Annotated in this window: 3 protein-coding genes; all 3 read right to left on the minus strand. The window is 65.7% G+C overall.

From position 1 onward, the window contains the following. A partial coding sequence (acnA, locus tag GPT33_RS17355; protein ID WP_296811532.1) for an aconitate hydratase AcnA occupies positions 1-2,186 on the minus strand: 2,186 nt, incomplete at its 3' end. A 178-nt stretch (positions 2,187-2,364) separates the two neighbouring features. Further along, positions 2,365-3,018, minus strand: a complete 654-nt coding sequence (gene hflD, locus GPT33_RS17360) for a high frequency lysogenization protein HflD (RefSeq protein ID WP_296811535.1) — start codon at positions 3,016-3,018, stop codon at positions 2,365-2,367. 165 nt (positions 3,019-3,183) lie between these two features. Then, positions 3,184-4,218 (minus strand): tRNA 2-thiouridine(34) synthase MnmA (gene mnmA / locus GPT33_RS17365; RefSeq protein WP_296811537.1); only part of this gene is annotated, 1,035 nt, incomplete at its 5' end.

Below are 4,218 nucleotides of genomic sequence, written 5' to 3' on the forward strand. Positions count from 1 at the left end.
GGCGCCATCAGGTTGCGCAGACGGATGTTGGCGAAGGTGCCGCGCATCATCACCTCGTGGTTGCCGCGCCGCGAGCCCAGGCTGTTGAAGTCCTTGGGATCCACGCCTTTCTCGATCAGATACTTGCCGGCCGGCGAGTTGGGCTTGATGGAGCCGGCCGGGGAGATGTGATCGGTGGTGATGGAGTCGCCGAGCACGGCCAGGCAGCGTGCGCCCGCGAGGTCCTCGGCCGGGGCGACGTCCAGCGTCATCCCGTCGAAATAGGGCGGGTTGCGGATGTAGGTCGAGTCGGCCGGCCAGGCGTAGGTCTGGCTGGCGGCCACCTCGATCGACTGCCAGCGCGCATCCCCGGCGTAGACGTCCGCGTAGGCGGAGGTGAACTCGTCGACGGTGACGTTCTCGGTGATGGCCGCGTTCACCTCGTCCTGGGTCGGCCAGATGTCCTTGAGATAGACCGGTTGGCCGTTCGGGGCGGTCGTCAGCGGATCCTTGTAGGGATCCAGATCGATCCGCCCGGCGATGGCGTAGGCGACGACCAGCGGCGGGCTCGCCAGATAGTTCATGCGCACCTCGGCATGGACCCGGCCCTCGAAGTTGCGGTTGCCCGAGAGGATGGACACGGCGCAGAGGTCATTGTCTGCGATGGCCTTGGAGACCGGCGCGGGAAGCGGGCCGGTGTTGCCGATACAGACCGTACAGCCGTAGCCGACGTTGTGGAAACCCAATGCCTTGAGCGGCTCGGTGAGCCCGGCGCGATCCAGATAGCGGGTGACGGCCATCGAGCCCGGGCCGAGCGAGGTCTTCACCCAAGGTGCGGCCTTCAGACCCAGCGCTGCGGCCTTCTTGGCCACCAGGCCGGCGGCGAGCATGACGCTCGGGTTCGAGGTGTTCGTACAGGAGGTGATGGCCGCGACCACGATGGATCCGTCGGAGATCTCGACCTCCTGCCCGTCCATGACCGCCTTCGCAGGACCCTTGCTCGGGATGTTGCGCTCCTTTTTGAGCGCGGCCAGCGCGGCAGGAAAGTGGCTCGCCATCTCGGTGAGCGGCACGCGGTCCTGCGGGCGCTTCGGGCCGGCGAGCGAGGGCACCACATCGCCCAGATCCAGCGCGAGGGTCTCGGAATAATCGGCCTCGGCGGCGTCGGCCGTGTGCCAGACACCCTGCGCCTTGCAATACGCCTCGACCAAGGCGATCTGCGCCTCGTCGCGACCGGTCAGACGCAGATAGTCGAGCGTGACCTGATCGACCGGGAAGAGACCGCAGGTCGCCCCGTACTCGGGCCCCATGTTCGCGATGGTGGTGCGCTCGCCCATCGGCAAGGTCGCGATCGCCGGGCCGTAGAACTCGACGAACTTGCCGACAACCCCGTGCTTGCGAAGCATGTCGACGATGGTCAGGACTAGGTCGGTCGCGGTGACGCCTTCGCGCAGGGTGCCGGTCAGCTTGAAGCCGACGACCTTGGGGACCAGCATCGAAACCGGCTGGCCCAGCATGGATGCCTCGGCCTCGATCCCGCCCACACCCCAGCCCAAGACGCCGATCCCGTTGACCATAGTGGTGTGCGAGTCGGTGCCGACACAGGTGTCGAAATAGGCTTGGGTGCGACCGTCGAGCGGATTCGGGAAGATGACGCGCGAGAGATACTCGATGTTGACCTGATGCACGATGCCGGTGTCCGGCGGAACCACCTTGAAGCCGTCGAGCGCCTTCTGGCCCCATTTCAGAAATGTGTAGCGCTCCTGATTACGCCGGAACTCAAGCTCCGCGTTGAGCGCGAACGCATCGTTCGAGCCGAAATGGTCGACCTGCACCGAATGGTCGATGACCAGCTCGGCCGGCTGGAGCGGGTTGATCTTGCGCGGATCCCCGCCGAGCGCCTTCATCGCATCGCGCATCGCGGCAAGGTCGACGACCGCCGGCACGCCGGTGAAGTCCTGCATCAGCACGCGCGCCGGGCGGTACTGAATCTCTTTGGACGGCTCGGCCTTGGGATCCCAGTTGGCCAGATCCTCGATGTCCGATCGGGTGACGGTGACGTCGTCCTCGTTGCGGAGCAGATTTTCCAACAAGATCTTCAGCGAGAAGGGCAGGCGCGCGCTGCCGGGGACGGCGTCGAGCTTGAAGATCTCGTAGTCCGTACCGGCGACGTCGAGTGTGGCTTTGGCGTTGAAGCTATTGGTCATGCGGTGCTCCGGGTTCGGCGAACAGGTTGGGCCCGATTCTAGCGGCCAAGCCGGTGCGGCGCTATATGCTGCGGTGCAGTATGTTCGGGCGGGGCGAGGCTGGAGGCTCAAGCCGCTAGCCTCCGCCCTCCGCCCTCCGGCCTCCAGCCGCCAGCCTCCAGCTATCAGCGATCAGCGATCAGCTTTCAGACTTCGGATTGGCGGTGCGGTCGGCGAGGCTGTTGAGGTAGCGGCGGGCGTCGGCGAGGATTTGCTTGTTCTTCAGGAGCAGTTGCCAGCGGGTGCCGCCGACCTGCCGCCACAGCATGGCCGAGCGGATGCCGGCGAGCAGGAGTGCGCGCACCCGGTTCTGGTTGTCGGGATTCTGCAGATGCAGCGGGTCGCCGCGGACGATGATGCGTGGCTCGAGTGTGCTGAGGGTGTCGGTGTAGATCGCGGCGAGATGGGCCAGCATGTTCGGGTGCAGGAGTGCAAAGTGCTCCTGCTTCGCCTGTGCCGCCTCGATGCCTTCGCCGACGCGCGCGAGGAGATCGGGGCGCGCCGCGAGGGCCCGCTCCAACTTCATCAGGAGCACCACGTAGCGGGTCAACTCCAGGTTGCGCTCCGGCTTGCCGGTGAGCTGCGCAATGATCTGTCGTGCGCCGTTCGCGACCCGTCCCGGCTCGCCGAAGACCGCACCCACGTCGTCGGCATTGACCTGCAGGAGGCTGTAGATACAGGGCTCCATCGCGTCGGTGTCGGCCGAGCCGGAGCGGGCGACGCGCATGACACAGTTGACGGCCTGATAGATACCGGCGAGGGCGATGAGGCGGTCGAGATTGTCGTGGGGCATTCGGCTGGTGATCTCCTGAGGGATGTGACGGTCATTTGAACCCGAACCAGGCAGTTGCGCCAAGTGCCGGTTCCAAACCGCGTCCCCGCTAAGGGCCGAGGATGCATCAAACGTCGAACCCACGCGAAAGTTAGCATCTCGCTCTGGACGCGGTTTAAACGCGGCTCAGCGCCAACCCGCGTCGATGATCGCGCCGCCGAGGCAGACGTCGTCGCGGTAGAGCACAACCGATTGACCCGGTGTCACCGCACGCTGCGGTTGGTCGAACCGAATCCGGCAACCCGACTCTCCGGCCTCCACGATCTCGCAGTGTTGCAGGGCCTGGCGATGGCGTAGACGCGCCAGGCACCGAAACGGCGGCTCTTGCGGCGGTGCTCCGGCGATCCAATGCGGTGCCGCCGCACGCAACCCGGAAGACATGAGCAGCGGATGGTGCGTTTCTTGAACCAACACCAAGGTGTTGCGCTCGGCGTCCTTAGCGGCGACGAACCAGGGCGCCTCGCGTCCGCCGTGAATGCCGCCGATGCCGAGGCCTTGGCGTTGCCCGATGGTGTAGTAGGCGAGACCCCGATGCTCCCCGATCAGCATTCCGTCGGCGGTCTCGATGGGGCCGGGCTCGCGCGGGAGGTAGCGGGCGAGGAAGTCACGGAAGCGACGCTCGCCGATGAAACAGATCCCGGTGCTGTCCTTCTTTTCGGCATTGGCGAGTCCCAGACCCCTGGCGATCTGCCGAACCTCGCGCTTGGTCAGGTCATACAGAGGGAAGAGCGCGCGCTCCAACTGAGCTTGATCGAGCAGATGCAGAAAATAGGTTTGATCCTTGTCGGGGTCGGCGCACAGGCGCAGACGGGCGCCATGCGCATCGCGCGTAACCCGTGCGTAGTGGCCGGTGGCGATGAGGTCGGCGCCAAGCCCCAGGGCGTGCTCGAGGAAGGCGGCGAACTTGATCTCCCGGTTGCACATGACATCCGGGTTGGGGGTGCGCAAGGCCCGATATTCGCTCAGGAAGGACTCGAAGACGCGATCCCAGTACTCGGTGGCGAAGTTGACGGTATGCAGCCGGATCCCGAGCCGTTCGGCGACCGCACGGGCGTCGGCCAGATCCGCCGCGGCGGCACAGTAGCCGGGGTCGTCGTCCTCTTCCCAGTTCTTCATGAAGAGTGCCTCGACCCTGTGGCCCTGCTCAAGGAGTCGATAGGC

Source organism: Thiocapsa sp., assembly GCF_011390875.1.
In the GTDB taxonomy this organism is placed as follows: domain Bacteria; phylum Pseudomonadota; class Gammaproteobacteria; order Chromatiales; family Chromatiaceae; genus Thiocapsa.